General features: G+C 40.2%; 45 protein-coding genes. 42 read left to right on the top strand and 3 right to left on the bottom strand.

Annotation, left to right across the window (positions count from 1 at the left end; translation table 11 throughout):
- Window positions 1-12 precede the first annotated feature (12 nt).
- The 27 genes from rpsQ (at window position 13) to rpsI (ending at window position 15,297) form a co-directional block, all read left to right on the top strand.
- Complete coding sequence (gene rpsQ / locus CZ382_RS14090; RefSeq protein ID WP_088051834.1) at window positions 13-276, top strand: 30S ribosomal protein S17; 264 nt, start codon at window positions 13-15, stop codon at window positions 274-276.
- Between the two features lie 45 nt (window positions 277-321).
- The gene (gene rplN, locus CZ382_RS14095) at window positions 322-690 is read left to right on the top strand and encodes a 50S ribosomal protein L14 (protein WP_088051835.1); all 369 of its coding nucleotides are present in this window, start codon (window positions 322-324) and stop codon (window positions 688-690) included.
- A 39-nt stretch (window positions 691-729) separates the two neighbouring features.
- Window positions 730-1,041, top strand: coding sequence for a 50S ribosomal protein L24 (rplX, locus tag CZ382_RS14100; RefSeq protein ID WP_088051836.1), 312 nt, complete (start codon window positions 730-732; stop codon window positions 1,039-1,041).
- Between the two features lie 27 nt (window positions 1,042-1,068).
- The gene (gene rplE / locus CZ382_RS14105; RefSeq protein ID WP_088051837.1) at window positions 1,069-1,608 is read left to right on the top strand and encodes a 50S ribosomal protein L5; all 540 of its coding nucleotides are present in this window, start codon (window positions 1,069-1,071) and stop codon (window positions 1,606-1,608) included.
- Window positions 1,609-1,639: 31 nt separating this feature from the next.
- Window positions 1,640-1,825, top strand: coding sequence for a type Z 30S ribosomal protein S14 (locus CZ382_RS14110; RefSeq protein WP_019375521.1), 186 nt, complete (start codon window positions 1,640-1,642; stop codon window positions 1,823-1,825).
- Window positions 1,826-1,854: 29 nt separating this feature from the next.
- The gene (gene rpsH / locus CZ382_RS14115) at window positions 1,855-2,253 is read left to right on the top strand and encodes a 30S ribosomal protein S8 (RefSeq protein ID WP_088051838.1); all 399 of its coding nucleotides are present in this window, start codon (window positions 1,855-1,857) and stop codon (window positions 2,251-2,253) included.
- Window positions 2,254-2,284: 31 nt separating this feature from the next.
- The gene (gene rplF, locus CZ382_RS14120; RefSeq protein ID WP_088051839.1) at window positions 2,285-2,821 is read left to right on the top strand and encodes a 50S ribosomal protein L6; all 537 of its coding nucleotides are present in this window, start codon (window positions 2,285-2,287) and stop codon (window positions 2,819-2,821) included.
- A 32-nt stretch (window positions 2,822-2,853) separates the two neighbouring features.
- A complete protein-coding gene (gene rplR, locus CZ382_RS14125) occupies window positions 2,854-3,216 on the top strand; it encodes a 50S ribosomal protein L18 (RefSeq protein WP_088051840.1) in 363 nt (120 codons plus the stop codon).
- A 20-nt stretch (window positions 3,217-3,236) separates the two neighbouring features.
- Window positions 3,237-3,740, top strand: coding sequence for a 30S ribosomal protein S5 (gene rpsE, locus CZ382_RS14130; RefSeq protein WP_088051841.1), 504 nt, complete (start codon window positions 3,237-3,239; stop codon window positions 3,738-3,740).
- Window positions 3,741-3,753: 13 nt separating this feature from the next.
- Complete coding sequence (gene rpmD, locus CZ382_RS14135; RefSeq protein ID WP_088051842.1) at window positions 3,754-3,936, top strand: 50S ribosomal protein L30; 183 nt, start codon at window positions 3,754-3,756, stop codon at window positions 3,934-3,936.
- A 30-nt stretch (window positions 3,937-3,966) separates the two neighbouring features.
- Entirely contained in the window at window positions 3,967-4,407 is a 441-nt protein-coding gene (rplO, locus tag CZ382_RS14140; protein ID WP_088051843.1) for a 50S ribosomal protein L15, read from the top strand.
- Window positions 4,407-5,696 carry a preprotein translocase subunit SecY gene (secY, locus tag CZ382_RS14145; protein ID WP_088051844.1) on the top strand — a complete coding sequence of 430 codons (1,290 nt, stop codon included), beginning with the start codon at window positions 4,407-4,409 and terminating at the stop codon, window positions 5,694-5,696. The genes rplO and secY overlap by 1 nt, the downstream gene beginning before the upstream one ends.
- Before the next feature lie 37 nt (window positions 5,697-5,733).
- Window positions 5,734-6,378: an adenylate kinase gene (locus tag CZ382_RS14150; protein WP_088051845.1), complete on the top strand. Its 645-nt coding sequence runs from the start codon at window positions 5,734-5,736 to the stop codon at window positions 6,376-6,378.
- A 180-nt stretch (window positions 6,379-6,558) separates the two neighbouring features.
- On the top strand, window positions 6,559-6,894 hold the full coding sequence (locus CZ382_RS14155; protein WP_088051846.1) for a KOW domain-containing RNA-binding protein: 336 nt from the start codon (window positions 6,559-6,561) through the stop codon (window positions 6,892-6,894).
- On the top strand, window positions 6,872-7,090 hold the full coding sequence (gene infA / locus CZ382_RS14160) for a translation initiation factor IF-1 (RefSeq protein WP_010095735.1): 219 nt from the start codon (window positions 6,872-6,874) through the stop codon (window positions 7,088-7,090). The genes CZ382_RS14155 and infA overlap by 23 nt, the downstream gene beginning before the upstream one ends.
- A 33-nt stretch (window positions 7,091-7,123) precedes the next feature.
- The gene (rpmJ, locus tag CZ382_RS14165) at window positions 7,124-7,237 is read left to right on the top strand and encodes a 50S ribosomal protein L36 (protein WP_010095733.1); all 114 of its coding nucleotides are present in this window, start codon (window positions 7,124-7,126) and stop codon (window positions 7,235-7,237) included.
- A gap of 93 nt (window positions 7,238-7,330) precedes the next feature.
- Complete coding sequence (rpsM, locus tag CZ382_RS14170) at window positions 7,331-7,696, top strand: 30S ribosomal protein S13 (protein WP_088051847.1); 366 nt, start codon at window positions 7,331-7,333, stop codon at window positions 7,694-7,696.
- Window positions 7,697-7,716: 20 nt separating this feature from the next.
- Window positions 7,717-8,106: a 30S ribosomal protein S11 gene (gene rpsK / locus CZ382_RS14175; RefSeq protein WP_077324021.1), complete on the top strand. Its 390-nt coding sequence runs from the start codon at window positions 7,717-7,719 to the stop codon at window positions 8,104-8,106.
- A gap of 325 nt (window positions 8,107-8,431) precedes the next feature.
- The gene (locus CZ382_RS14180; RefSeq protein ID WP_088051848.1) at window positions 8,432-9,376 is read left to right on the top strand and encodes a DNA-directed RNA polymerase subunit alpha; all 945 of its coding nucleotides are present in this window, start codon (window positions 8,432-8,434) and stop codon (window positions 9,374-9,376) included.
- Between the two features lie 116 nt (window positions 9,377-9,492).
- The gene (gene rplQ, locus CZ382_RS14185; protein ID WP_088051849.1) at window positions 9,493-9,846 is read left to right on the top strand and encodes a 50S ribosomal protein L17; all 354 of its coding nucleotides are present in this window, start codon (window positions 9,493-9,495) and stop codon (window positions 9,844-9,846) included.
- Window positions 9,847-10,084: 238 nt separating this feature from the next.
- On the top strand, window positions 10,085-10,771 hold the full coding sequence (locus CZ382_RS14190; protein ID WP_088051850.1) for a hypothetical protein: 687 nt from the start codon (window positions 10,085-10,087) through the stop codon (window positions 10,769-10,771).
- 233 nt (window positions 10,772-11,004) lie between these two features.
- Window positions 11,005-11,844 (top strand): energy-coupling factor ABC transporter ATP-binding protein, encoded by an 840-nt coding sequence (locus CZ382_RS14195; RefSeq protein WP_088051851.1) that lies wholly within the window; start codon window positions 11,005-11,007, stop codon window positions 11,842-11,844.
- Window positions 11,820-12,692, top strand: a complete 873-nt coding sequence (locus CZ382_RS14200) for an energy-coupling factor ABC transporter ATP-binding protein (protein WP_088051852.1) — start codon at window positions 11,820-11,822, stop codon at window positions 12,690-12,692. Before CZ382_RS14195 ends, CZ382_RS14200 begins: the two co-directional genes overlap by 25 nt.
- Window positions 12,685-13,485: an energy-coupling factor transporter transmembrane component T family protein gene (locus CZ382_RS14205; protein WP_088051853.1), complete on the top strand. Its 801-nt coding sequence runs from the start codon at window positions 12,685-12,687 to the stop codon at window positions 13,483-13,485. Before CZ382_RS14200 ends, CZ382_RS14205 begins: the two co-directional genes overlap by 8 nt.
- Before the next feature lie 17 nt (window positions 13,486-13,502).
- Window positions 13,503-14,243, top strand: a complete 741-nt coding sequence (truA, locus tag CZ382_RS14210; protein ID WP_088051854.1) for a tRNA pseudouridine(38-40) synthase TruA — start codon at window positions 13,503-13,505, stop codon at window positions 14,241-14,243.
- A 204-nt stretch (window positions 14,244-14,447) separates the two neighbouring features.
- Entirely contained in the window at window positions 14,448-14,885 is a 438-nt protein-coding gene (rplM, locus tag CZ382_RS14215) for a 50S ribosomal protein L13 (protein WP_088051855.1), read from the top strand.
- Window positions 14,886-14,904: 19 nt separating this feature from the next.
- On the top strand, window positions 14,905-15,297 hold the full coding sequence (gene rpsI / locus CZ382_RS14220) for a 30S ribosomal protein S9 (RefSeq protein ID WP_088051856.1): 393 nt from the start codon (window positions 14,905-14,907) through the stop codon (window positions 15,295-15,297).
- A gap of 147 nt (window positions 15,298-15,444) precedes the next feature.
- Here rpsI and CZ382_RS14225 read toward each other — a convergent pair whose 3' ends face one another.
- The 3 genes from CZ382_RS14225 to CZ382_RS14235 all read right to left on the bottom strand — a co-directional run bounded on the left by CZ382_RS14225 (window position 15,445) and on the right by CZ382_RS14235 (window position 17,483).
- Entirely contained in the window at window positions 15,445-16,467 is a 1,023-nt protein-coding gene (locus tag CZ382_RS14225) for a tyrosine-type recombinase/integrase (protein WP_088051857.1), read from the bottom strand.
- A 90-nt stretch (window positions 16,468-16,557) separates the two neighbouring features.
- Complete coding sequence (locus CZ382_RS14230) at window positions 16,558-17,007, bottom strand: ImmA/IrrE family metallo-endopeptidase (protein ID WP_088051858.1); 450 nt, start codon at window positions 17,005-17,007, stop codon at window positions 16,558-16,560.
- A gap of 8 nt (window positions 17,008-17,015) precedes the next feature.
- Window positions 17,016-17,483: a helix-turn-helix domain-containing protein gene (locus CZ382_RS14235; protein WP_088051859.1), complete on the bottom strand. Its 468-nt coding sequence runs from the start codon at window positions 17,481-17,483 to the stop codon at window positions 17,016-17,018.
- Between the two features lie 167 nt (window positions 17,484-17,650).
- Here CZ382_RS14235 and CZ382_RS14240 point away from each other — a divergent pair, with 167 nt between their 5' ends.
- The 15 genes from CZ382_RS14240 (at window position 17,651) to CZ382_RS14315 (ending at window position 26,416) form a co-directional block, all read left to right on the top strand.
- The gene (locus CZ382_RS14240) at window positions 17,651-17,890 is read left to right on the top strand and encodes a helix-turn-helix transcriptional regulator (protein ID WP_088051860.1); all 240 of its coding nucleotides are present in this window, start codon (window positions 17,651-17,653) and stop codon (window positions 17,888-17,890) included.
- Window positions 17,891-17,922: 32 nt separating this feature from the next.
- Window positions 17,923-18,135, top strand: a complete 213-nt coding sequence (locus CZ382_RS14245) for a hypothetical protein (protein ID WP_088051861.1) — start codon at window positions 17,923-17,925, stop codon at window positions 18,133-18,135.
- Window positions 18,136-18,145: 10 nt separating this feature from the next.
- Window positions 18,146-18,937: a phage replisome organizer N-terminal domain-containing protein gene (locus tag CZ382_RS23780; RefSeq protein WP_159457804.1), complete on the top strand. Its 792-nt coding sequence runs from the start codon at window positions 18,146-18,148 to the stop codon at window positions 18,935-18,937.
- A 10-nt stretch (window positions 18,938-18,947) separates the two neighbouring features.
- The gene (locus tag CZ382_RS14255; RefSeq protein ID WP_088051862.1) at window positions 18,948-19,727 is read left to right on the top strand and encodes an ATP-binding protein; all 780 of its coding nucleotides are present in this window, start codon (window positions 18,948-18,950) and stop codon (window positions 19,725-19,727) included.
- Between the two features lies 1 nt (window position 19,728).
- Entirely contained in the window at window positions 19,729-19,917 is a 189-nt protein-coding gene (locus tag CZ382_RS14260; RefSeq protein ID WP_088051863.1) for a hypothetical protein, read from the top strand.
- Window positions 19,904-20,107 carry a hypothetical protein gene (locus CZ382_RS14265; protein ID WP_088051864.1) on the top strand — a complete coding sequence of 68 codons (204 nt, stop codon included), beginning with the start codon at window positions 19,904-19,906 and terminating at the stop codon, window positions 20,105-20,107. Before CZ382_RS14260 ends, CZ382_RS14265 begins: the two co-directional genes overlap by 14 nt.
- Before the next feature lie 13 nt (window positions 20,108-20,120).
- Complete coding sequence (locus CZ382_RS14270) at window positions 20,121-20,393, top strand: hypothetical protein (protein WP_235000432.1); 273 nt, start codon at window positions 20,121-20,123, stop codon at window positions 20,391-20,393.
- A 16-nt stretch (window positions 20,394-20,409) separates the two neighbouring features.
- A complete protein-coding gene (locus CZ382_RS14275) occupies window positions 20,410-20,892 on the top strand; it encodes an ArpU family phage packaging/lysis transcriptional regulator (protein ID WP_088051865.1) in 483 nt (160 codons plus the stop codon).
- A gap of 399 nt (window positions 20,893-21,291) precedes the next feature.
- Window positions 21,292-21,600 carry a hypothetical protein gene (locus tag CZ382_RS14285; protein ID WP_088051867.1) on the top strand — a complete coding sequence of 103 codons (309 nt, stop codon included), beginning with the start codon at window positions 21,292-21,294 and terminating at the stop codon, window positions 21,598-21,600.
- Window positions 21,601-21,605: 5 nt separating this feature from the next.
- Window positions 21,606-21,839 (top strand): pilin, encoded by a 234-nt coding sequence (locus tag CZ382_RS14290; RefSeq protein WP_088051868.1) that lies wholly within the window; start codon window positions 21,606-21,608, stop codon window positions 21,837-21,839.
- Window positions 21,840-21,850: 11 nt separating this feature from the next.
- Window positions 21,851-22,039 (top strand): hypothetical protein, encoded by a 189-nt coding sequence (locus CZ382_RS14295; RefSeq protein WP_235000433.1) that lies wholly within the window; start codon window positions 21,851-21,853, stop codon window positions 22,037-22,039.
- A 50-nt stretch (window positions 22,040-22,089) separates the two neighbouring features.
- Complete coding sequence (locus CZ382_RS14300) at window positions 22,090-22,425, top strand: hypothetical protein (RefSeq protein ID WP_235000434.1); 336 nt, start codon at window positions 22,090-22,092, stop codon at window positions 22,423-22,425.
- A gap of 26 nt (window positions 22,426-22,451) precedes the next feature.
- The gene (locus CZ382_RS14305; protein WP_088051869.1) at window positions 22,452-23,171 is read left to right on the top strand and encodes a hypothetical protein; all 720 of its coding nucleotides are present in this window, start codon (window positions 22,452-22,454) and stop codon (window positions 23,169-23,171) included.
- A complete protein-coding gene (locus CZ382_RS14310) occupies window positions 23,110-24,150 on the top strand; it encodes a toprim domain-containing protein (RefSeq protein WP_088051870.1) in 1,041 nt (346 codons plus the stop codon). The genes CZ382_RS14305 and CZ382_RS14310 overlap by 62 nt, the downstream gene beginning before the upstream one ends.
- The gene (locus CZ382_RS14315) at window positions 24,134-26,416 is read left to right on the top strand and encodes a VirD4-like conjugal transfer protein, CD1115 family (RefSeq protein ID WP_088051871.1); all 2,283 of its coding nucleotides are present in this window, start codon (window positions 24,134-24,136) and stop codon (window positions 26,414-26,416) included. The genes CZ382_RS14310 and CZ382_RS14315 overlap by 17 nt, the downstream gene beginning before the upstream one ends.
- Window positions 26,417-26,425 lie beyond the last annotated feature (9 nt).

Consider the following 26,425-nt stretch of genomic DNA (forward strand, 5'->3'; position numbering starts at 1 on the left):
GCAGCCTAAAGCATGACAGAACGTAATAATCGTAAAGTATACACAGGCCGTGTTGTATCAGATAAGATGGATAAAACAATAACTGTATTAGTTGAAACGTATAAATTTCACAAATTATATGGTAAGCGTGTTAAATACTCGAAGAAATTCAAAACACATGATGAAAATAATCAGGCAAAAACGGGTGACATTGTTCGCATCATGGAAACTCGTCCGCTTTCAGCTACGAAACGTTTTCGTTTAGTTGAAGTCGTTGAAGAAGCGGTTATTATCTAATTAAAGTTCGCTCGGAAGGTATTCCGAAGGGAGGTCTAAAAGCGTATGATTCAACAAGAAACTCGCTTAAAGGTTGCAGATAACTCTGGTGCACGTGAAGTTTTAGCAATTAAAGTATTAGGCGGTTCAGGACGTAAAACGGCTAATATTGGTGATGTTATTGTTTGCTCGGTCAAACAAGCAACACCAGGAGGCGTTGTTAAAAAAGGCGAAGTGGTTAAAGCTGTTATTGTTCGCAGTAAATCAGGTATGCGCCGCAAAGATGGATCGTATATTCGTTTTGATGAAAATGCTGCCGTAATCATCCGTGATGACAAAAGTCCAAGAGGTACACGTATCTTCGGACCAGTTGCTCGTGAATTACGTGATGCAAAATTCATGAAAATCGTATCTCTAGCTCCAGAAGTTTTATAAAGCGAAAATGTTAAGCCTTGTCAAGGAGGTGCGTCAAGCATGCATGTAAAAAAAGGTGATAAAGTAAAAGTCATTTCCGGTAAAGACCGCGGAAAACAAGGTACTATATTAGAAGCATATCCGAAAAAAGAACGTGTACTTGTTGAAGGAATTAACATGATTAAAAAACACGCCAAGCCTTCTCAAGATAATCCACAAGGTGGGATCCTCAATCAGGAAGCACCAATTCATGTTTCTAATGTAATGCCAATCGACCCTAAATCCGGTGAACCAACTCGAGTTGGCTATGAAGAACGTGACGGCAAAAAGATCCGCATCGCTAAAAAATCCGGTGAAGCGTTAGATAAGTAATTTGCAGGCGAAAGGAGGGCGCTCGTGATGAATCAACTTAAACAAAAATATCAGGATGAAGTATTACCATCCTTGATGAATAAATTCAATTATGAATCCGTCATGCAAGTACCAGCAATCGAAAAAATCGTTATTAATATGGGTGTTGGTGATGCAGTTGCAAACTCAAAAGCATTGGATAGTGCAGTTGAAGAACTAGCTTTAATTTCTGGGCAAAAGCCGGTGGTAACCCGTGCCAAGAAATCAATCGCTGGCTTCCGTTTACGTGAAGGAATGCCAATCGGTACAAAAGTTACGCTTCGTGGTGAACGGATGTATGAATTCCTGCAAAAGCTTATTGCGGTTTCATTACCACGTGTACGTGACTTCCGAGGAATCTCAAAAAAAGCTTTTGATGGCCGCGGTAACTACACATTAGGTGTAAAAGAACAGCTGATTTTCCCAGAAATTAATTATGACAAAGTAAACAAAGTGCGTGGTATGGATATTGTTATCGTAACAACATCAAATACCGATGAAGAAGCGCGTGAACTGTTGGCTCAGCTAGGCATGCCTTTCCAAAAATAGTCTTTAAGAGCTAATAAAAGGAGGGAAAATGGTGGCTAAAAAATCAATGATTGCGAAACAAAAACGTCCACAAAAATATCAAGTACGTGAATACACACGTTGTGAGCGCTGTGGCCGTCCACATTCTGTAATTCGTAAATTTAAATTATGCCGTATTTGTTTCCGTGAACTTGCCTATAAAGGTCAAATTCCTGGTGTCAAAAAAGCAAGCTGGTAAACCCCGTTTCGGGAAGGAGGTAATGAGTAATGGTTATGACAGATCCAATCGCAGATATGCTAACTCGTATTCGTAATGCTAACATGGTAAAACATGAAAAGTTGGAGCTTCCAGCATCCAAAATAAAAAAAGAGATCGCTGATATCCTGAAACGTGAAGGATTCGTGCGTGATTATGAATTCATTGAAGATAACAAACAAGGTCTATTGCGTATTTTCCTTAAATACGGTGCAAATAGCGAACGAGTAATTACAGGTATCAAACGTATCAGTAAACCAGGGCTGCGTGTTTATGCAAAAGCAGACGAAGTGCCACGTGTACTAAACGGTTTAGGCATCGCAATCGTATCAACATCCAAAGGTGTGCTATCTGACAAAGAAGCACGCACGCAAGCTGTTGGTGGCGAAGTTATTGCCTATGTCTGGTAATGAACATTTTTGAATTAAGGAGGTGCATGGAATGTCTCGTATAGGACTGAAGCCAATACAAGTTCCAGATGGTGTGGAAGTTAAATTTGATGGAAATACCGTTACAGTAAAAGGTCCAAAAGGTGAACTAGCCAGAAGTTTCGATAGTGATATGAAAATTGTTATGGAGGATAACGTTATAACAATTGAACGACCAAGTGATCATAAGGATCACCGTGCATTACACGGAACAACCCGCAGCCTGATCGCCAACATGGTTGAAGGAGTTTCGAAAGGATTTGAAAAGAAACTCGAAATTATTGGGGTTGGATATCGTGCACAAAAACAAGGGAATAAAGTTGTGATTAGCGCAGGGTACTCCCATCCAGTAGAAATCGAACCCGAAGATGGTATTGAAATTGACGTTCCTAAAAACACTCAATTGACTGTTAAAGGGATTGATAAGGAATTGGTTGGTGCTGTTGCTTCAAACATCAGAGCCATTAGACCACCTGAACCGTATAAAGGGAAAGGTATTCGCTATGAAGGTGAATATGTACGTCGTAAAGAAGGTAAAACTGCTAAGTAAGGTTAGTTAGGGTAGAGAAAGGAGTGACCTAAATGATCACAAAGCCTGACAAAAATGTGGTACGCAAAAAAAGACATATGCGAGTTCGTAAAAAACTGTTTGGAACTGAACAGCGCCCGCGTCTAAACGTGTACCGTTCAAATAAACACATTTACGCACAATTAATTGATGATACAAAAGGTCTTACATTAGCAAGTGCTTCTACGAAAGACAAGGAATTAACACTAGAAGCTTCCGGCAATGTAGAAGCTGCTAAACAAATTGGTGAATTGATCGCAAAACGTGCTCAGGATAAAGGTTTCAAATCAGTTGTGTTTGATCGCGGAGGCTACCTTTATCATGGTCGTGTAAAAGCTTTGGCAGATGCTGCAAGAGATGCAGGTCTTGAATTTTAATCGATAAAGGAGGGACATACATGCATAATAGTATTGATCCGAACAAATTAGATCTTGAAGAACGTGTTGTTACAATCAACCGTGTTGCAAAAGTAGTGAAAGGTGGACGCCGTTTCCGTTTTGCTGCATTAGTAGTGGTTGGCGATAAAAACGGTCATGTAGGTTTTGGTACTGGTAAAGCACAGGAAGTACCAGAAGCGATTAAAAAAGCCGTTGACGATGCGAAGAAAAACTTGATTGAAGTACCTATTGTAGGCACAACAATCCCACACGAAATCAATGGACGTTTTGGTTCTGGCAATGTGCTAATGAAACCAGCCACTGAAGGTACTGGAGTTATTTCCGGCGGACCAGTTCGTGCTGTCTTAGAGCTTGCGGGTGTTGGTGACATCTTAACAAAATCACTAGGAGCAAATACACCAATTAATATGATTCGTGCTACTTTAAATGGACTAACAAACTTAAAACGCGCGGAAGAAGTTGCTAAACTGCGTGGAAAGTCTGTAGAAGAACTGTTAGGATAAGGAGGGAAACACTATGTCTAAAAAATTAGAAATCACCCTCAAGCGCAGTGTTATTGGTCGAACAGAAGGGCAAAAACAAACTGTTCAAGCATTAGGACTTAAAAAAATTCAGTCAACCGTTGTTCGGGAGGATACCCCATCCGTTCGTGGAATGATTAATAAGGTATCCCATCTTGTAACGGTTAAAGAGGTTTAATAAAACATTAGCGTAAAGGGAGGTGCTCGCATGAAACTTCATGAATTGAAAGCATCAGAAGGAACTCGCAAAAGCAGGAATCGTGTAGGACGCGGAACGTCTTCTGGTAACGGAAAAACTTCCGGCAGAGGGCAAAAAGGTCAAAAAGCACGTTCAGGCGGCGGTACACGTCCGGGTTTTGAAGGTGGCCAAATGCCATTATTCCAAAGCTTGCCGAAACGCGGCTTTACGAATATTAATCGTAAAGAATTTGCTATTGTAAATCTGGATGCATTAAATCGTTTTGAAGACGGCACAGAAGTTACACCTGAGCTATTACTTGAAGAAGGTGTCGTAAGCAAACTGAAAGCTGGCATTAAGGTGCTGGGTAAAGGTGCTATCGAAAAGAAACTGACAGTAAAAGCTCATAAGTTCTCTGCTTCAGCGAAAGAAGCTATTGAAGCAGCGGGCGGTCAAACCGAGGTGATTTAATGTTCCGTACAATCTCCAATTTTATGCGCGTGGGTGATATCAGACGGAAAATCGTTTTTACATTATTGATGTTAATCGTCTTCCGTCTCGGTACATTTATCCCTGTGCCATATACGAATAAAGAAGCAATTGATTTTATGAACCAGCAAAATGTTTTTGGGTTTCTAAATACATTTGGCGGCGGAGCACTGCAAAATTTCTCCATCTTTGCAATGGGAATTATGCCTTACATTACCGCCTCCATTATTATGCAATTACTTCAAATGGATGTTGTACCTAAATTTGCTGAATGGAAAAAGCAAGGGGAAATGGGACGCAAAAAGCTTGCCCAGATAACCCGTTATGGAACAGTTATCTTGGCATTCATTCAGGCGATTGCAATGTCAATTGGATTTAATGCGATGGCCGGCGGGCAGTTAATTTCCAACCCCGGAATCCTGACATTCCTTGTCATTGCAGTTGTGCTTACAAGCGGAACGACATTTTTAATGTGGCTTGGTGAACAGATTACGGCAAACGGTGTAGGAAATGGTATCTCCATCCTGATCTTTGCTGGTATCGTGGCCGCGGTTCCGAATGGCGTAAAACAACTGTATATCCAGTATTTCGATAACCCTGGTGATGAATTGTTTATTAATATCGTCATCGTTGTGTTAATTGCATTGGTTATCGTTGCAGTAACGGTTGGAGTTATTTTTATCCAGCAAGCATTGCGCAAAATCCCAATTCAATATGCAAAAAAACTTGTCAATCGTTCACCAGTAGGCGGACATTCCACACATTTACCACTTAAAGTAAATGCTGCGGGAGTTATTCCGGTAATATTTGCTATTGCATTTATTATGGCACCCCGAACCGTTGCCGGATTATTCGAGAATAAGTTCGCGACAACAGTTGAAAACATTTTTGATTACACCCAGCCAATTGGGATGATCATTTATGTTGTATTAATTATTGCGTTCACATATTTTTATTCGTTTGTGCAGGTCAATCCGGAACAAATGGCGGAGAACTTGCAGAAGCAGGGGGGATACATTCCAGGAATCAGACCTGGAAAGAAGACAGAAACGTATCTTACCCGTGTGTTGTATCGTCTTACGTTTGTAGGATCGATCTTCCTGGCAGCTGTTGCTGTTTTACCTATGATTCTAGGGAAAATTGGGAACCTGCCTACAGCAGTACAAATCGGCGGTACGAGTTTACTGATTGTTGTTGGTGTCGCACTGCAAACAATGAAGCAGCTGGAGAGTCAGCTGGTCAAACGACACTACAAAGGTTTTATCAAGTAAAAACTTGTTGCACAGCCCGAGAGCGAGGGGAAAACAGTTGAATTTACTTTTAATGGGTCTTCCTGGTGCTGGTAAGGGTACACAGGCAGAAAAAATTGTTGAAAAATACAACATCCCTCATATCTCAACAGGAGATATGTTCCGTTTAGCAATAAATGAAGGAACAGAGCTTGGCAAAAAAGCAAAGGAATTTATGGATCAAGGTGCACTTGTTCCGGATGATGTTACAATTGGTATTGTTGATGAGCGCTTGCGCAAAAACGATTGTGAAAATGGTTTTCTATTAGATGGGTTTCCACGAACAATTGCACAAGCCGAGGCACTGCAATCGCTGCTAACGAACATGAATAAGGCGATTGATCATGTCGTCCATGTTGATGTACCAGAAGAAAAATTAATGGAACGTTTAACTGGTCGCAGAATATGTCCGACATGTGGTGCAACTTATCATGTGCTTTTTAATCCTCCGAAACAAGCGGGAGTATGTGATAAGGATGGCTCTACCTTAATCCAGCGGGATGATGATAAAGCCGAAACGGTGAAAAATCGTTTAGATGTTAGTATCAACCAAACAATGCCACTTTTAGATTATTATCAGGATAAAGGAAACCTTGTAACGGTAAACGGGGATCAAGAAATTGATAAAGTTTTCCAGGATATTCAAGCGGCAATAGAAAATTAAGGATTCTGCCTTATATGGATGCAATTCTGTCTGTTAAAATGTATAATATAACAGTGTGTATTTTGGGTAGCACACTGATTACGTGATATAGAAGTGACACAGGAAGTTGATTCATGAGAACTTTAAAACCTTTAACCAAAAGGTATTCATTAAATATAAGCCTAAGTGAAGGTGATCGTTGTGGAGGAAGCTGACTCGGTTCCGCAGATGGGTCAAGTTGTTCGAATTGCGCAAGGACGTGAGGCTGGCCAATATGCGGTAGTCATAAAAATGGTTGACGAACGGTATGTCTTACTAGCGGATGGGGAAAAACGTAAATATGATCGACCAAAGAAAAAGAATTTACATCATATTGAAGTTATGGATTATATATCTCCAGAAGTCCAAAACAGCCTTCTAGAAACTGGTCGTGTCACAAATGGGAAATTACGGTTTGCCATAGCTAAATTTGTCAATGAGGTTGTGACTGATTTGAAGAAGGGAGATCAACACGATGGCGAAAGACGATGTAATTGAAGTGGAAGGTACCGTAACAGAAACATTGCCAAATGCGATGTTTAATGTCGAGCTTGAAAATGGCCATACAGTTTTGGCCCATGTGTCTGGTAAAATTCGTATGCATTTCATTCGTATCTTACCAGGTGATAAGGTAACGGTAGAACTCTCCCCATACGATTTAACAAGGGGACGAATTACGTACCGTTACAAGTAATAATGAGCTCCGATCTAAAAGGAGGTAAAGATGATGAAAGTAAGAGCATCTGTAAAACCAATTTGCGAAAAATGCAAAGTCATTAAACGCAAGGGTAAAGTAATGGTGATTTGTGAAAATCCGAAACACAAGCAAAAACAGGGCTAATCAGAGGTCAGAAGTCCAGAGGCCGGATTGGAACAAATCGGCGAGTGAGCCGATTTGTGGATATATTTAAAAATCAGGAGGTGCTAAAATTTTATGGCACGTATTGCAGGTATTGATATTCCACGTGATAAACGTGTGGTAATCTCATTAACCTATATTTATGGTATTGGGAAAAACACTGCACAAGAAATCCTTAAAGAAGCAGGCGTTTCAGAAGACACTCGTGTACGTGATCTTACAGAGGATGAATTGGGTAAGATTCGTAAAGCAGTTGACGGATACACAATCGAAGGTGACCTTCGCCGTGAAGTATCGCTTAACATTAAACGATTGATTGAGATTGGCTCATACAGAGGAATTCGTCATCGCCGGGGACTTCCCGTACGCGGACAAAAAACAAAAAATAATTCCCGTACTCGTAAAGGTCCACGTCGTACGATTGCAAACAAGAAAAAGTAATGTGAAGGAGGGTAAAATCAATGGCTCGTAAAACCAATACACGTAAGCGTCGTGTAAAAAAGAATATTGATACAGGTGTAGCACATATTCGTTCTACGTTTAACAATACGATTGTAACGATTACCGATGTTCAAGGTAATGCGATTGGCTGGAGCTCTGCAGGTGCATTAGGCTTTAAAGGTTCTCGTAAGTCAACACCATTTGCTGCACAAATGGCAGCTGAAACAGCAGCCAAATCGGCTGTGGAAAACGGCATGAAAACATTGGAAGTAACGGTAAAAGGCCCTGGTGCCGGTCGTGAAGCTGCTATCCGTTCGCTTCAGGCAGCTGGCTTAGAAGTTACAGCCATTCGTGACGTAACTCCAGTTCCTCACAATGGTTGTCGCCCACCAAAACGTCGTCGTGTATAAATTATACCGTATAGAATTTGTCACCCTGTCTATAATGGGTTATGATGGCTAAAAGTGTAAGGCTAAAGAGGAAGACTCTTTTTTGTACTTTAAGAAAGTATAAGTTTTTATACGATTAAAGTATGAGAAAAACTTCGGCACCCGCTATGATGGACGGGTAAAAACCTGAGTTTTTCTAAAAATACCTTAACCAACAGCATCTGAGTTGACAGAGAGTACAAAAGAAACCAATAGTGCAGAAACGCCAACTGCCTATTTGAGGAATTTCGGTTAGACCCCTTAAGTCTAACCGGGGTTTCGACGTTTTGAAGGAGGGTTTTATTGAATGATCGAAATTGAAAAACCAAGAATAGAAACGGTAGAGATCAGCGATGATGCCAAATTTGGAAAATTCGTCGTCGAACCGCTTGAACGTGGATATGGTACTACTCTAGGAAACTCCTTGCGTCGTATCCTATTATCCTCACTTCCAGGCGCTGCTGTAACGTCGGTTCAAATTGATGGTGCGTTGCACGAATTCTCAACAATTGATGGCGTTGTTGAAGATGTAACGACAATCATTTTGAATTTGAAGAAGCTTGCTCTAAAAATTTACTCTGACGATGAGAAAACATTAGAGATTGATGTGCAGGGAGAAGGAAAAGTAACGGCTGCAGATCTAACATATGATAGTGATGTAGAAGTATTGAATCCGGAACTGCCTATTGCTACGGTTAGCAGCAAAGGAAGCCTGCATATGAAAATTACCGCAGAACGCGGTCGTGGCTATCGTCCAGCAGAAGCAAACAAACGTGATGAACAGCCAATTGGTGTTGTTCCAATTGATTCAATCTTTACACCCGTATCACGTGTTACCTATCAAGTTGAAAATACCCGTGTAGGTCAAGTTGCAAACTACGATAAATTAACGATGGATGTATGGACAGATGGAAGCACTCGTCCAGAAGAAGCAGTTTCTTTAGGTGCCAAAATCTTTACCGAGCATCTTAATATTTTTGTAGGTTTAACAGACGAAGCGCAGAATGCGGAAATCATGGTCGAAAAAGAAGAAGATCAGAAAGAAAAAGTAATGGAAATGACAATCGAAGAACTTGATCTGTCTGTTCGATCATATAATTGTTTAAAACGTGCTGGAATTAATACAGTTCAGGAGCTTTCAAATAAATCGGAAGAAGATATGATGAAAGTACGTAATTTAGGCCGTAAATCACTGGAAGAAGTCAAGGTAAAACTGGATGATCTTGGCCTAGGCTTACGTAATGATGACTGATCTTTTATAGACACCTTTAGAATTGGAATAATACGCTGGAGCTTATCACAAGCACTAAGCAGGTGTTCAATTATCTATTATTAGTTCCCAGCAACAGGAAAAGGGAGGGATAGTCCATGGCTAGAAAACTAGGTCGCACAACAGACCATCGTATGGCATTACTTCGCAACCTTGCATCTGATTTGATTATTCATGAGCGGATTGAAACAACAGAAGCAAAAGCGAAGGAGTTGAAATCGGTAGTTGATAAAATGATTACGCTTGGAAAACGCGGTGATCTTCATGCACGCCGTCAAGCTGCAGCATTTTTATACAACCAGGAAGCAAATGAAGATGAAAGTGTTATTCAAAAACTTTTCGGTGACGTTGCCGAGCGCTACGAAGATCGACAAGGTGGATACACACGTGTTCTTAAGCTAGGTGAACGTCAAGGTGACGGAGCAAAAATGGCAATTATCGAACTAGTTTAATGAAACATGAGCGCGTTAAGGGCAGGACTGAATCTCTTCCACGAGGTGAATCCAAGCCCTTTTTTTGTGTATAATGGTGATAGAAAAGTGCAGCGGGGCCGTTTAGCGACGTATGGCATAAGCAAGGGACCGCAGAGCGCCCGCACTTTGGCGCTCGGAGTGTCCATTGCTTATGGCAGTAGTCGCTGGCCCCACGCGCAACTGAGTCAAGGAAAGGTGAAAGGTTGAGACGACTCGGATGATACAGGGCATCGAACCAAGGATGAGTATATCAACCGCAGGAGCGCAGAAACATCGGCCGGAGCGCAAAAACATCGACTGGAGCGAGGAAACATCGACCGGAGCGCAGAAACATCAGCCGGAGCGCAGGAACATCGGCCGGAGCGCAGGAACATCAGCTGGAGAACGGAAACATCAGCCGGAGCGAGGAAACATCGGCCGGAGCGCAGGAACATCAGCCGGAGAGCGGAAACATCGACCGGAGCGAGGAAACATCAGCCGGAGCGCAGGAACATCAGCCGGAGCGCAGGAACATCAGCCGGAGAGCGGAAACATCGACCGGAGCGCAGGAACATCAGCCGGAGCGCAGAAACATCGGCCGGAGCGCAGGAACATCAGCCGGAGAGCGGAAACATCGACCGGAGCGCAGGAACATCAGCCGGAGAGCGGAAACATCGGCCGGAGCGCAGAACATCAGCTGGAGCGAGGAAACATCAGCCGGAGCGCAGAAACATCGGCCGGAGCGCAGGAACATCAGCCGGAGAGCGGAAACATCGACCGGAGCGAGGAAACATCAGCCGGAGCGCAGGAACATCAGCCGGAGAGCGGAAACATCGACCGGAGCGAGGAAACATCAGCCGGAGAGCAGGAACATCAGCCGGAGCGCAGAAACATCGGCCGGAGCGAGGAAACATCAGCCGGATAGCAGGAACATCGGCCGGAGCGCAAAAACATCGACTGGAGCGAGGAAACATCGACCGGAGCGCAGAAACATCAGCCGGAGCGCAGAAACATCGGCCGGAGCGCAGGAACATCGACCGTAGAGCAAGAGCATCAACCAAAGCACGATAACTCATCCCGATGACGTAGACAAGACTGGAGAGCTGGATTATCAATTAATTCACACCCAGGCCATGAGCTAGAGGAGGAATTCACATTTTGAGAAAAAAATTGATTGAGTTTAGAAATGTATCGTTTCGATATGGAGATGAGGAGCCTTGGGTGTTAAAGAATTGTTCGTTTGAAGTCTATGAAAATGAGTGGCTTGCCATTATTGGCCATAATGGTTCCGGAAAATCGACTATTGCCAAGTTAATGAATGGCCTTTTGTTTCCGCAAGAGGGTGAGATTATCATCAATGGGCAACAGGTAACGGAGGAAACGATCTGGGACGTCCGAAAAGATGTCGGAATGGTTTTCCAGAATCCGGATAATCAATTTGTCGGGACAACGGTAAAGGATGACGTTGCATTTGGTATGGAAAATCGCGGTTTCCCGCGTGAAGAAATGATAAAGCGGATTGAACAGAATTTAGCAGCTGTCGGGATGCAGGATTACCGATTGACAGAACCGCACAGGCTTTCAGGTGGGCAAAAGCAGCGCGTGGCAATTGCTAGCGTTTTGGCAGTTTCGCCTAAGGTACTTATTTTGGACGAGGCTACCGCGATGCTTGATCCAAAAGGGCGCCAGGAAATTATGCGTACTGTTTCAAATGTTAGAGCGGAGCATGCACTTTCGTTAATAACGATCACCCATGATTTGCGTGAAGTTGTACAAGCAGAAAGGGTAATCGTGATGAACAGTGGTGAAATCTGGGATGAGGCAATACCACGGGAGATTTTTTCGAAAAAGGATGCATTAAGGGAAATTGGACTTGATGTGCCATTTGTCGCTATTTTAACGGATGAACTGAAGAAGACTGGAATGACGATAACAAATGAGCCACTAAATCAAGAGGAATTGCTGGAGGATCTATGGACATTACATTTGAGAACGTAAACTACATTTACCAACAGGGTACCCCATTTGCCCATAAAGCAATTAAGGACTTATCTTTTCATATACCATCGGGTTCATTTGTCGCTATAATTGGTCATACTGGTTCAGGTAAATCAACGTTAATTCAACACTTAAACGGTTTAGTACACCCGAGTGCGGGAACCGTCACAATCGGAAATTACCGTCTTACTAATGATGAAAAGCCAAAAAACATGAAAGAATTACGCAGCAAAGTTGGGGTCGTGTTCCAATATCCAGAGCATCAACTATTTGAAGAAACAGTAGAAAAGGACATCGCATTTGGTCCGGAAAACTTTGGTGTTTCCAAAGAGGAAATTGCTAAACGGATTCAGGAGATTATTCCGGCGGTTGGTTTATCCGGAGAGATGCTGAAACGCTCACCGTTTGATTTAAGTGGCGGCCAGATGCGCCGGGTGGCCATTGCAGGTGTATTAGCGATTAAACCGGATGTGCTTGTACTTGATGAGCCAACAGCCGGATTAGATCCACGCGGGCAAAAGGAAATCATGAACATGTTTAAGGAATTGCACAAAAAGGAAGGGTTAACCACCGTACTTGTGACACACAGTATGGAAGATGCCGTTCAATATGCCGACCATGTGATTATTTTAAATAAAGGGACGAAATACATGGAGGGAAGGCCTGAGGATGTATTAACACAGCAAGAAGCATTAAATAAGGTCCAGCTTGATGTTCCAGAAGCGGTTCAGTTCCTGTTAAATTTTGAAAAAAGGTTCGGCATAAAAATTCCTTTCCAACGTCAAACAACCGAAGAGATTGCACGGGATGTACATCGGTATTTACAAGGGGGCGGCGAGAATGAGTAACTCCCTTATTATTGGCCAATATGTTCCGGGGAATTCGATTATCCACCGGTTAGATCCCCGCACAAAAATTACGATCATTTTTTTCTTTGTTTTTGTCGTGTTTTTTGCAAATTCATTGCTTAGCTATGCTATTTTAACAGCTTTTGCCCTGGCTAGTGTGGCAACAACTCGAATTCCCATTAAGTTTATCGTGAAAGGGTTAACGCCTGTCTGGTTTTTAATTGTTTTCACATTTTTACTGCATTTATTTGTAACCAAGGAAGGAACGGTTGTAGCTGAAGTATTCTCCTTTAAAATATATTCTGGGGCACTTATCCAGGGAATTGCTATTTCGATGCGGTTTTTCCTGCTGATCTTAATTACATCGTTATTAACCTTAACAACAACACCGATCGAAATTACCGATGCGATTGAGGATATGCTTCATCCACTGAAAAAAATCAAATTTCCAGTGCATGAGCTGGCACTAATGATGTCAATATCATTACGGTTTATCCCGACGCTGATGCAGGAAACGGAAAAAATCTCACGGGCACAAGCATCGCGCGGAGTTGACTTTAAGACAGGACCAATTAAAGAACGCGCCAAAGCCGTTGTACCCTTATTGGTACCATTGTTCGTCAGTGCATTTAAACGGGCCGAGGAGCTGGCGATGGCGATGGAGGCACGTGGCTATCATGGCGGGGAAGGCCGAACAAAACTCCGGGAATTAAGGATAGAAAAACGGGATATAGCGATTTACGTATTATTTTTATTTGTAATTGCAGGGTTATTTTTAACGAGAAATTACTAGTAAGGGGCTGGGGCGAAATGGAAAAGATAAAGTGTGTGATCAGCTATGATGGTTCCGGTTTTGCCGGATTTCAAATCCAGCCCAAGAAGCGAACTGTTCAAGGGGAGTTAGAGAAGGCCCTTATGACAATACACAAGGGGGCGCATGTCCGAATTCAGGCCTCTGGACGTACGGATACGGGCGTGCATGCCAAGGGACAGACGATCCATTTTGAAACACCGTTTACCATACCGGAGGCGAATTGGAAGCGGGCGCTTAACACGCTTTTGCCGGGTGATCTTTATATAAATGAGGTAGAAAAGGTTCCGTCATCATTTCACGCGCGATATGATGTAATAGAGAAGGAATACCGCTATTATGTCTGGAATGAAAAAGAGACGGATGTTTTCAAGCGTAACTATGCATATCAATTCCCTTATGCATTGGATATAAAAGCGATACAGGACGCTTGCAGCTATTTGGAGGGGGAGCATGATTTCACTACATTTTCCTCGGCAAAAGCTACGACAAGAGGGAGCAAGGTAAGGACACTCTACCAGGCATCATGCGAGAAACGCGGAAGTGAAATTGAATTCATTTTCCGGGGAAGCGGCTTTTTATACAACATGGTACGGATAACCGTTGGCGTATTGCTTGATATTGGCCAAGGCAGACGTAGAGCAGGAGAAATTCCCTATCTTATCGAACAAAAGGATCGCCGGCTTGTTGGGGAAACGATACCACCTCAAGGGTTGTATTTGTGGAGGGTCAGGTATTGACTGAGTGTGATAGTATAATATGGTCAGAAAACAAGATGAGAATAAAGAAGCGGAAAAAGTCCCGCTAAGACTTGACATTTGGCCCCTAGTTGGTATACTATGATTTATGGCATTTTATTTCTAAACCATGATTAGCCCCGGAAACTAATTATGTTAAATATAGGAATAACAACGGAAACGAATGAAATATGGAGGGAAACCATCATGCGCACAACTTTCATGGCGAATGAAAATAATATCGAACGCAAATGGCTTGTTGTGGATGCTGAGGGCCAACGTCTTGGTCGTTTAGCAAGTGAGGTTGCTGCGATCCTTCGCGGAAAGCATAAACCAACTTACACACCACATGCTGACACAGGTGATAATGTCATCATTATCAACGCTGAAAAAATCGAACTTACAGGCAACAAAATAAATGACAAAAAATATTACCGTCATTCAGGCCATGTTGGCGGATTAAAGGAACGTAATGCATACGAAATGCGTACGAAATACCCTGAGCAAATGCTTGAGCTTGCCATCAAAGGTATGCTTCCAAAAGGTCCACTAGGCCGTAAAATGGGTAAAAAATTGCACGTATACAGAGGTTCTGAACACAATCATCAAGCACAAAAACCAGAAGAATATACGCTTCGTGGATAATTAAAAGGAGGTTACTCAATTGGCACAAGTACAATACTACGGCACAGGCCGTCGTAAAAAGTCAACTGCACGTGTACGCTTAGTTCCAGGAACAGGCCGTGTAGTGATTAATGACCGTGATGCAAAAGACTATTTTCCATATGAAACACAATTATTAATATTAAACCAACCACTTGCGGCAACAGAAACACAAGGCACATATGATGTCTTGGTAAAAGTTCATGGTGGAGGATTCACTGGCCAAGCTGGTGCTATCCGCCACGGAATCGCTCGCGCACTCCTTGAAGCCGATCCAGAATACCGTGCTTCATTGAAGAGCGAAGGATACTTGACTCGCGACGCACGCATGAAAGAACGTAAGAAATACGGTCTTAAAAAAGCCCGTCGTGCACCACAGTTCTCAAAACGGTAAGAAATCGAGTTTTACAAATCCCCCAACTGCCTATGGTTGGGGGATTTTACTGTATATGCGGAGCTTTAAAAACAGGTGAAAATTCACACGTAGCATACACACAACATACAAGTAGCATACAAATAATTTAAAGAAAATGCAGCCTTCTTATAGCTTGTCAATTGCCATAAGAAGCTGCTTGATATCTTTATGTGTATAGACTTTGTCGGTGATATCTTTAGCTGCATGCCCCATAATGCGTTTGATTGATAGTTTATTTGCGTCAGCATTATCCATAAGGGTTGCGAAGGTATGTCTGCAATCGTGTGGTCTATGATCTAATTCTAGTTGTTGCATAACCTTCTTAAATTTCTCGTGATAATAAACATAATAACTCAATTTGTTACCTTCAAAGTTTGTAATCAGATATTCATTATTGGGATTTATACGATTTTCAATTAATTTATGAATTTTTTTGTGAATAGGAATAACCCTATTCGTTCCAGCTTCCGTTTTGAAGCCACCCCGAAAATACCTTTTATCCAATTCTATATTTTGGTTTTTTACTTCCACTAGTTCCCCAGGGCGCAATCCAGTGTAGATCATAATTAAAATAGAATCTATATCAACGAAACGATTGATGTTTTGCCAAAGAATATTAATCTCTTCCTGAGTAAATGGTCTTCTTGAACTCTTTGTATCATTTTTTGGAAGCTCGACAAATTTAGCATAATCTTTGTGTGTTAAATCATTTTCCAAAGCATGTTTATACATTTGATTAAATAATACTTTTATTTTTTTCTTTGTACCCCATGATTTATCACAGTTATCAATCACAGATTGCAGATGAGCTTTCCTGACATCATTAAATTTCATATCGTGTAAAGGTTCTGACCTTCGAAAGGCCATTTCGTAGCCAAGTTGATTTGATTTTGAAATTTTGGGGAAGCGCTCTTTTATTAACCTTTCATATACTTCTTTAAATGTAAGCTTGCCAGCTGATAAATCATATGGGTTATTATTGTAATCAGCTAATGCTACCATTGCTTCTCTTCTACTTTTATAATAACCTAAATACTCCCGCCTTTGTTTTCCTTCATCATTCCATCCGGTGGTGATTATGACCGCGAACGGTTTTCTTCGTTTACCAGAAAGTTTGAAGACTGATCCGTATCCATTTGGGTTTTTCAAATACCTTACCACCTTTCATAACAGCAGGGTAGACACATAGGAATATATGTTCTATATATGTGTTAAAAAAAGAATGCAACATTTGCATACCTACTTTATATGATCAATTTTTTTCAGATCGCTCATTTTTTCTGGGACTCCATACTTTTGCGCCACTTCATTTATGGTAACGCTTGTATCTCTAAATTCATAAATACATTTATCTGGAATAAGCAATTCAACCGCAAATGTATTAGCCTCTACCTCATTTTTATTTGTAGAGAAGAAGGTGTTATTCTTTAAAAAAGGTGCATTTTCACTTTTATGCAATAACGAATGGCCTAATTCATGAGCACAGACAAATCTTTGCAATGTCTCATCTATATTATCATTAATATGGATAGATTGAATCCTTTTGTAGCAAGTGTAGTATCCGAAAGATCCCCCCAAAGATTCGAAAATAATCATGATACCTTTCCGTTTTGCAATTTCAAAAGGACAATTCGTTCCATATTTATCAATAAGTTTTATTGCTGTATTCCTAGGCATTAAATGCGCCATAGAATACCCTACTTTTTATATTTGTTGGGGGTAAACTTTTGTTTTGCCATTCGTTTAGCCATGCGAAGTGAATTTTCCAACGAAGCAATTAATAGTTCTCTATCTTCCTTATCCATTTCATCTATCGCCCTTCCATCGAATTGTGAGTATGCATCATCATTAGATAAGTTATTTATCATCTTTTCCAAATCCTTAGCTATATCACGCTCTTCCTTATCTGACAGCTTAGGAAGCTCTTTTTTTTGTTTGGTGTTGTTTGGTTTGTAATAACCAGCCACCCTCATTATTTCATCATAAGGAATGGATAGTGCTTCCGCAAGTTTTTGGATATTCTCGGCTTTTGGAATGCCTCTTTTTCCATTTTCGATTCTGGACAATTGAGCAGCACTAATACCTGAATACAAAGAAAGTTGATTGATGGTGTAACCTTTTTCATCCCTTTTTGCTTTTAGATACTCTCCAAATTGATTGGTCATAGTTTTCTCTCCTACACTGACACCCTTTATACTCTATATATTACTAAATTTTGTTACCAAAAGGAAACTTATTTAGAAAAAACATAAAAAAGTATTGCCATAAGGTAAAACAAATGTTAGTTTATTACCATAAGGTAATTACCAAAAGGTAGTAGGAGGGTTTATTTTTGAAAGAAGCAAATGTCATTTTAGTTAAGTTAGAGTTTTTGCAGCCGTATTTAAAAGACAAGGATATCTCCCAAAGTCAATTTGCTGATGCAGTAGGCGTTACGCAAAGTACTGTTAATCGAGTCATGAATGGCAAAAGAAATCCTGGAGGTAAATTTGTCTCAGGCGTCCTACAAAGCTTTAATGATTTAAGTTTTGATGAAGTGTTCACTTATGGCAAAGATTTATCAAATGAATGAACGATATATTAATTTCGATTGGAGGAACCCTTATGTTCACAGATGTTGATGGTCAAAAAAGAATGAATATAAAAGTATCAGAAGCAGCAAAAATATTGGGGAAGTCCGAGCAATTTGTTCGAATCGGTTTACAAAGAGATATTTTACCGATTGGTATAGCAGTTCAAATGTCTAGTAAATGGACATATCACATATCGCCAAAGCTCTTAGATGATTATGTAGGACATGAAAGGAATAGGTTATAGGAGTGTTTCTGTGGCTAATTACGAAAAGAATAAAAGGTTTTATTGGTTACAGCTGAAAGAGGATTTTTTTGAGGAAGATGCTATAGATTGGTTAGAGGAACAGCCGAATGGTAAGGAATACTCCTTATTTTATTTAAAACTGTGCCTAAAATCATTAAGGTCCAATGGGATTCTAATAAGGAAAGTTGGTCAAATGTTAATTCCTTATGACCACAAAAAGTTGGCGGAACTAACTAAAACCAATTCAGATACAGTCGTTGTTGCTATGAAATTATTAACAAAGATCGGTTTAGTGGAAATATTAGAGGATGGTGAAATATATCTGAAGCAGGTGGAGGAAATGATAGGCTCACAAAGTATCGGCGCCTTTAAGAAACAGCAACAAAGAATAACTAGAAATAAGCTAAAAAATGGTTCAAATTTACTGGGTGGACAACGAGTGGACAGATGTCCTCCAGATACAGAGAAAGAATTAGAGAAAAATAAAGATGAAGATAAAGAACAACATACCTCAGAGATAATTCAATTTTGGAATAAAAACGGATTCGGATTAAATAACATTCAGGGAAAAAACCAGTTGTTGTCGTGGTTGGACGATTCTTCATTTAAAAAACCTGAAAAAATCATACTCAAGGCTATGGAGATAGCATGTGCCAATAACAAAAGACGATTAAATTACGTTGAGGGCATTCTCCGAAATTGGCTAAATGAATCGTTATTGACGCTGGAAGAAATCGAAATCAGTAAAAAGGAACATAAGAAACACCCATTATCGAATTATGGCTACAATTATGGGTTTTAGGAGGGGTCTTATGGAAAATGCAACAAAATATGTGGCTGGCCCGGAACAAAAATTATTAAAGAGATTTGTTTGTCAGGGGTGTCATCAGCAAGTAGTGCAAAAACAATTAATTATCCCCTTTGGACCACGTGAAGGGGAACAAATTATAGCTAATTACGGCTGTATTTGTGATGATATTAAACTGGCTGAAGCAGCCGAAAGAAAATACAATCTGCTCAAGCATAGTAAGCTGAGGGATGGTTTTAATTATTATTCATTGACCAATAAGTCTTTACAAGAGGCTACCCTTGAAAATTACGATCCCACGAACAATAATTTAACAGTCGCCAAACAAAAGGTGGCTGAGTATATTCGTACATTTGATGGGGAGCAAAATCTTTTGTTATCAGGCAATTATGGATCGGGAAAAAGTCACCTTTCTATTTCTATAACCAAAAAGCTGATGGAGCAGGGATTTGAATGCTTATTTCTATCGTTCCCAAAACTGCTGACTAAAATTAAACGGACTTATAATATGAAGGATGTCTCAGAAGATGAGTTATTAGAAGTCATTCAACGTGCCGATTTATTAGTACTTGATGATATTGGAGCCGAGCAACAAACAGAATGGTCTGCTTCTAAACTTTTCGAAGTGCTGGATGACCGTGCCGGAAAAGCAACCGTTTATACCACCAATTTAGGTAGTGCCGAACTAAAGGAACATGTAAACGAACGGAATTTTTCAAGAATGATGGATAATACGCACGTCATTGTTATGAAAGGTTCAGATTATAGAAGGAGGGCGTTTTGATATGTGGCAAAGCATGAAAAGTGTCATGGTTTTTGACCCTAGGGATAGTAAAAAAGAGACAGATAGGAAGTGGCGGGTGTGGATGGAACAAAAAAGCTCCTGTGGTGACAAATATGTACCAACGGTTGCTGAAACAAGAAAGTATCTTCATGGATTGGGAAATAGCGAGGGATATTATGCACGCAATTAATAAAAGTGGTGAGAAGAAACTAGTGATGCGTATAAGTTATTCAGAAGCACACCTTATTCGTGAAGCGCTATCTTTATACAAGTTGCAGATGGAAAGTATGCACGGAAGAAATAGTGAGGAAGACAAGTATATAGGTGATTTGTTATATGAAATTATGAATCCTGCAGTTAAGGAGACAATTCCTGAATGAAAGGAGAAGAAATATGATGCGTAAACATATAACCCATCAAATGAATGTTTACGAATATCTGGATAAAGAAGAAGATCACTTGTTCGCCCTAATTTTCAATATCCAGCAAGGGAAGTCTCAATATATTCCTGAAATACAATTGACTCTCATGAAAAATCAACATGGATTGTATGAAATAGTATCTGGATCCCGACATGAATGTTATTCCAGTAAAGAAGCCTTGTATGATAGAGTCAATGAGATTATGGATTATATCATGCTAAAGGGAAGTAAGTTTGATATATAGGAAAGGATGTATTTTAATGCAATTTAGTTCAGAAGCCGAAAATATCTTTACACAATCTGAAATTGAGGAAATTCTTAAAGATGAACAGCAGTTTTATATAGAGCATGCAGAGAGAAATTGGTTATACCGGTATTTCAAAGTTAAAGCAATGGCAAATGAATCTCACGTGCCCAGCATTGTTTCTTCCATATCGGATATGCCCCCTGGTTCCGACAATTTCAAAAAGAGTAAAACGGAAATGTATGCCTTGAAAGCAATACAAGTTTCAGAATGGCTGGAAACGTTGCATTCAGCTATACGGTCATTAAGTCCAATCGAACAAAAGTTGATTGAGTTGAAATATCTACGAAAGCGGAATGATGGTTCAAGATATAGTGATGAAATTATTTATCCCCAATTATACATCGGGAGAAAGAAATACTATAAAATGAAGAAAGAAGCATTGGATATATTGGGGCGAAAATTGTATGGAATTTTTTCGGAAAAAGGATATTTTTGATGGTTGCTTTAGTTCATGCGGTTAAAAAGACGTTGTTAATTATGTTGCTTATCTTTGTGTTTATTGCTTTTTCGACCTTCTGTGGTATTGTGTTTTTGTCTCTCTTTCAATGGTTTATGCAAACTGACTTTTATTTAAACATGGTCAATTCAGTTGAATTTTGGTTGTGGGTACTGGGAATTCCATTTATTATTCTCTTTCTTGTTTTTTGCACAAGGATTTAGTATGAACCAAATAATTATGGATACGGAATAGGGAACAAAATGGATACAAGAAGGGGGAGAGGAATCCATAATATCAATGTTAAATTATTAGTATCAGGAAGTTTAGAACTTCCCATTAACTCTTTTCTTTCACAGAAAAGAGTTTTTATTTTGGTCAGATAAGGGAGGTGAAACCATGTCTAATAACGTATTTGGAAAAGCAACAGTGGCGGAAGAGAACCAAAACAAAAATGTTAAGAAGGAAGATAAGACCTTGATTAAAGATTCTACTGAAGCACCAAAGAAAGAATCATCGTCCAAAAAAAGACGCAGACCTGTTAAGCCTGAGGGATTCAAGGAATTTGAAGAACTAGCGAAAGAAATTATCGAAGCTGACGGGTCTTCATATTATGAGTGGCTTCATGAACGGCATCAAGAAATCATCTTGAACTTTAACGTATCGAACCAGAAACAGATTAAAGACGTAGCGAAGAAGGGAGAGTGAGATACGTGCAAGACGCTATTCAAACGGTTAAAAATATCACAGACGGCATCAAGCCTCTAGCACCAGTTCTAGCCGGACTGGTGCTAGTTTTGATTGGTTTATTGTGGACATTTGCCAAAGACCCACAGAAAAAGGAAATGTACACTGGATGGATGGTAAACGTCGGAATTGGGTTTGGTATCGTCTATTTGGCAGCAAGTTTTGTTAGCTGGTTAGGTGGTCGTGTTGTTGGGTTTTAAGGAGGTAATGAATGTTGACCGCAGAATACAAATATTTTATAAGCTATCTTTATGAAGATGGTGGCGGCAATGTTGATATAACATTGGAGGAACCTATACAGTCGATTGATGATATCCGTGGTATTGAAATGGCTATCGGTGATGAATTTAATCTGGGTGATTCCGTTACCATCCAAAACTTTATACAGTTGAACAATTAATCAAGCTGGCTTCCCGATGTATGGAAGCCTTTTTATAGAGGAGGATGAATATGTCGGTCACAAAATTTGAAAGAGAGTTGGCAAACAAGTACGCTGACTTGCTATCGGCAAGAGAAAAGGAAATGCTAAAGCCTGATAATGCAGGCTACAAATGGAAGCGACAAAAGTTGGAATCCCTGTATCAAAACACTGTTTTGAAATCGAAATATCCGAAGGAAAAGCTCAAAAACATTGAGGCTGAAGTGCAAAAAGAACATGATGATCAGGTGAATCAATCAGAACAGTTTAAACGAGTTTATAAACAAAATGTATTGGAAAAGTTACAACCTACGAAGGAAGAAAACAGCTACAAAAATGCATATAAACAACAGTGTTGGCATCCTTAGGGGGGCCTTTTTTGGAGGTGAAATAAATGAGAATGAAAGATAAACTTATTGCTAATGTAAAAGCTGTTAAGCCGGTGGATAAGTCGTTTGAGGCATTCAAAAAAAGATTCCATAACATTATGGGTGATAAACTTGATATAACTGACGAACAGTTAGGACAAATTTATGATGGCGTTTTACCTTATATTGAAACGAGTATTTATGCGGAAATGGAAGATGTCCTGTCAGCTATACGCAACACATATCGTGCAGTTGTTGGATGGATGACGGAAGATTTGGAGAAATATGCTGATACGGAAGCATATGAAAGTAAAGGTGACTTAATCAGGAATAACGATATTCAAGAATATATAAACCATGAAAACTCGTTTAATCGGTTTATAGCGCATGTCGTCACGAATTATCAATCTCTTCCAAAGCAGAGGATTGATATATTGATAGTAAAGCATGAAGGGTATCAGCGTATTGAATGTCAGTTATTCAATGAATCCTTTATCCAGCATAACGGATTCAGAAAGGCTTATTATCTTCATAACGAATTGATGAAAGCATTCTATACGACTTTTGATGACTTATTATGTAAGGGTACCGTCCTGAAAACAGATCAAGCAATTAACGAACAAGTCCTTGCACCCGTATTAGAGCGATTTGAGGCTAAAGTGGATACCAAAGAGGGTGACAAGTATGAGCAAGCTGTATCCTTACAAGGAACTTGTTTTTCAAAATATCGAAAATGCCTTAAGTGAGTTGAATGCCGAAGATAAAGGACGTTATTATATCTGCAATTGTCCGGAATGCAATCAACATGAAGCATTCATGTATAAAAATAACAAACATTTTATCCAGTGCAACCGGGAAAACCATTGTGGGTCACGAATGATGCTGGTATTTCATGAAAAAGTAGACATGTCAGCATATGAACAAAAAATGGAAAAACAATATCCTGACCTGACCACGGAACAACGGGAGTCCTTGGATTGGTCAAACCGTGTGTTTTCGTATGCAAGAAACTACTTTAAAAGTGAGCTATTAGACAACGGTTACCGTGGACTATCAAAACAGGTAACACGTCGTTTTGTAGCTGACTTACAACATGAAGATATTGTTCAGCATGTCTTTCAAAAAGCCGAACCGTTGCTTGGCAAGGATTATTCCAACAATAGCTGGATGTGCAAGCGAAATTTAATCTTTCCGTTATATGGCGAAGATAATACGTTGGATAGGGTTTTACTCCGCTCCAGCTTTGATGAAAATCTTGATCCTAAGGAAATACAGCTTATTTTCAATCCTTCAAAAGAAACGAGGGATTTTTTTATGGACATTCCTGAGGATGCCAGAAATGTGGTGGTTAGCGAATCCATTTTGGATGCCTTGTCCTTTCGTGAGGTGGATCAGAACGTTGGTATCATCGCTCTAACAGGATCAACAAAAACAAGACAGGTCAAAGAATATATGGCAGAATACAAGGGCCAGTTTGCAGACAAGTCCCTTTTAATTGCCATGGATGATGATCAGGCTGGATGGAAGGCAACCAGAGATATCATAAACACAATTGAGGATAAGAAAGTAGGTAAGGATTGGACAGTTTTTGATTACACTGCAGGAATGAAAGATGCGAACGAAAATTTGCAACGTAACCGCAAGGAATTCGCGAAAACATATGATCAGATGACAACGCATACGAAGGGGAAAGAAAGGGAGATGGCCATTGATTACGAACCGTAAGCCATTGACCGAACGATTAAGTAGCTGGAAATTTGTATTACCTTTTCTATTGTTTATCGTCGTCATAGGCTTCTTTCTTGCAAATTTTCTATTACATTTTATCCTTCAGGTACTGCATTTGATCGAAGGATTTGCCAAGAATCCGGAAAAAGTGAATTTAAATACGTTTTCCGTGGATTGGCACTATTTCTTTATTTTCCAGAAAGAATGGATAGAATTTTATCTGAGTTTCTATATTGTCATAGGGATTAGTCTCTTGAGACTCTTATACAACATTAAAATGAATTACCAATCTATTAATCGTGGACAGCATGGCACGAATGAATTTGAGACTGTGAGGAACATGAAGAAACAGTATCAGATTATACCAGCATCTAAAACGGAGTATGAAGGCAAAGGCGGCACGATTGTTGGGGGATTGCAGGAATCAGGAAAACCATATCGCCTCCTGCTTGATGATGCTCCTGTTCATACGATGGTGATTGGGATTACCCGTTCCGGGAAAGGTGAAACGTTTGTAGTACCAATGATTGATGTCCAAAGCAGGGCTAAAGAGAAGCCATCTATGGTGATTAATGATCCAAAAGGGGAGCTTGCCGGCGCATCCTACGACACCTTAAAAGTACGTGGCTATGCTGTGTATGTGTTTAATTTGATCGAACATGCGATGGGCATGGGATTCAATCCTTTGCAGTTAGTCATTGAATCATGGAAAAAGGACAATGTGAGTGACGCCCAGAAATATGCCAACAGTGTGGCATTCAGCTTGTATCATAACCCAAACGCCAAAGACCCATTCTGGTCAAACAGTGCAAAGTCCCTTGTGACCGCCATTATTTTGGCTTTAACTGAGGACATGGTAAAAATCGGTAAGGAGGAACGGGTGACGATGTACTCTGTTGCCAACTTCCTTTCCAGTAAGGGCAGTAAAACAGATGAAGATGGGAATAATGCATTAGATGAGTTCTTCCAGGCACGAGATGAGAACACTCCGGCACGTTTGATGTACGCGACCAGTAATTTTTCAACTGGCAATACAAGAGGCAGCATCTTCAGTGTTGCAATGGATAAACTTCAAATCTTCACCCTTGAGCCCAATGCTAAAGTGACCGGACATAACAGCTTGGATTTAACTGAAATCGGGTTTGGTGATAAACCGGTGGTTGTCTTTTTAGCAACACCTGATTCAGATAAATCAAACGATGTGCTGGCAAGTATCTTTGTCAGTCAGTTGTACCGCGTTAATTCGGAAAAAGCAACCAAAAGCAAGAATGGCAAAATGAAACGGAATGTCCAATTCATACTTGATGAGTTTGGGAATATGCCGGCGATAGATGGCATGGCAAGTATGGTAACGGTTGGTGCCGGGCGGGGCTTCAGGTATCACTTAATTGTTCAAGCCTATTCACAAGTGAAATCAGCTTATGGTGAGGAATCGGATACCATTATTGGAAACTGTTCCAACCAGATATATATTTTGACCGAAGATAAGAGTACAGCAGAACATTATTCGGGGATGTTAGGGACAAAAACGATTACCGATGTAAGCCGAAGTGGCGATTATCACTCCTTCGATAAGTCACATAGCGAATCAACAAAGGAAAGAGCTCTTTTAACGCCAGATGAATTGATGCGATTAAAAGAAGGGCAATCTGTATTGATACGAGCAAATAAACGCCAGGATAAAAAAAGGAGAAAGATAGAGCCCAAACCCATCTTCAATAAAGATGAAACTAGTCATAAATTTCGTTATCAATACTTGGCTGATGACTTTGATACAGATAATTCCATCATGATGCTCCCCCTTACGTCTGAAACGTATCATGATATGGACTTAAACAGTATGGTCTATTCTGCCAGGTCAAAAGAAGACTTATTTTTACGAATGGATAACGTCATGACGGATAAGGAATTTAAGCTATTTAAACGGAGTATATTACAGATCGAACAAAGCCACGGAAAACTGGATGAAGAAGGAACCAAAGCATTGTTACAGGAAGTCGATAATTGGTCATTCCTTCATTATATGAGTTTTATCGTCACCCATCCTAATTTTTCGCGAATACATTTAAAGGTGTTGGCAGCATTACAGGATTATTTACCTAATGACGTGACGCAAACGTGGCATGATAAAGCGACTAAACGAATTGAAGAGCAAGTTAATCAAAATGGTGGAGTCAGTCAGGCAGCCAAACAACGTCCATCAGATGAACAGTTCAATGAAGATCAAGAAATTGAAAAGTTACGTAAACAGGCACTATCTTAAAAAGGAAGG

The organism is Virgibacillus dakarensis (assembly GCF_900155625.1).
Lineage (GTDB): Bacteria > Bacillota > Bacilli > Bacillales > Amphibacillaceae > Lentibacillus_C > Lentibacillus_C populi.